The organism is Pseudomonas sp. SDO5215_S409 (genome assembly GCF_054071325.1).
On the sequence record NZ_JBSVWN010000141.1, the window covers coordinates 1 to 1,321 of the forward strand.

A 1,321-nucleotide genomic window follows, 5' to 3' on the forward strand; every position below is an offset into this window, starting at 1 on the left:
GGGCTAATGAGATGGTCACCCCCAACACCCTGTGAGGGCTACGCTTTCACGGGGTGTTTTGTTTTCGGAGGCCATCACCATGAGCGAGTCAGCACTGATCGGTATCGATCTCGGCAAACATACTTTCCACCTGCACGGCCAGGATAAGTCGGGTCGCGAGGTGTTTCGCAAAAAATGCTCACGGGCGCAGATGATGCAGTTTTTCAGCAATGCGCCGAGCTGTGTCGTGGTGATGGAGGCCTGCGCAGGGTCGCATTTTGTCGCTCGCCAACTGATGGCGATGGGACACACGACCAAGCTGATCTCCCCGCAGTTCGTTAGGCCCTTCGTCAAGGGCAACAAAAATGACTTCGTCGACGCTGAGGCAATCTGCGAAGCCGCTTCCCGCCCATCCATGCGCTTCGTTACGCCTAAAACCCAATCCCAACAAACCCTGTCTGTGCTGCATCGGATGCGCGAATCATTGGTGCGTGACCGCACCAAAACGGCTAATCAGATGCACGGTTTTCTGCTGGAGTTTGGGGTCAGCCTGCCCAAGGGATTGGCCATCATGAAGCGTTTGGCGAGCGTTTTGGCCGAGCACGAATTACCCGTTCGTCTGACCGTCTTATTGCAGCGCCTGCACGATCACTTCGTCTATCTGGATGAGCAAATCAAAGCGCTGGATAAAGAGCTGGCGGGCCAACTGGCCGACGATGATCTGGGCAGTCGTTTGCTGAGCATGCCGTGTGTCGGCCCGATCACCGCCAGCCTGCTGGCTGTGGAGATGGGCGATGGCAAGCAGTACCGATGCAGTCGGGACTTTGCTGCCTCCGTTGGCTTGGTGCCCAGGCAGTACAGCACGGGCGGCAAGGCCAATTTGCTGGGGATCAGCAAGCGGGGTGACAAGCACCTGCGACAACTGTTGGTGCAATGTTCCAGGGTCTATATGCAGAGGCTGGATCACCAGAAAGGCGCTCTGGCTGACTGGGTTAAAGCCTTGCTCAGTCGACGACATTCAAATGTCGTGGCCTGTGCCTTGGCTAACAAACTGGCGCGTATCGCTTGGGCTATAGCCGCTCGCCATACGCAATATGAAGCAGGGCCAGACGCTTTGAACGCCTGACCCTGCCGTTGTTGCAGTACCACGATTCACCCTTCAGGTTTTGCGATAGCTGAACAACAGATGATGTGAACGGCACACCGGCCTGGCGAAGATCCTGACATAAAAATCGGCTTCAGAAGCCGACGGGCTTTTAAGGATCGTCAGGCGCGACTCTCATCGTGGCGCTGGGGCATGCCCCAAACAGACGCCGGATAGATTTAAGCAAGCCAACCACAC

General features: G+C 56.5%; 1 protein-coding gene. It reads left to right on the forward strand.

Annotation, left to right across the window (positions count from 1 at the left end; all coding sequences use genetic code 11):
* Positions 1 to 79: 79 nt before the first annotated feature.
* Complete coding sequence (locus ACW9H9_RS28585) at positions 80 to 1,105, forward strand: IS110 family RNA-guided transposase (protein WP_457346701.1); 1,026 nt, start codon at positions 80 to 82, stop codon at positions 1,103 to 1,105.
* Positions 1,106 to 1,321: the final 216 nt, after the last annotated feature.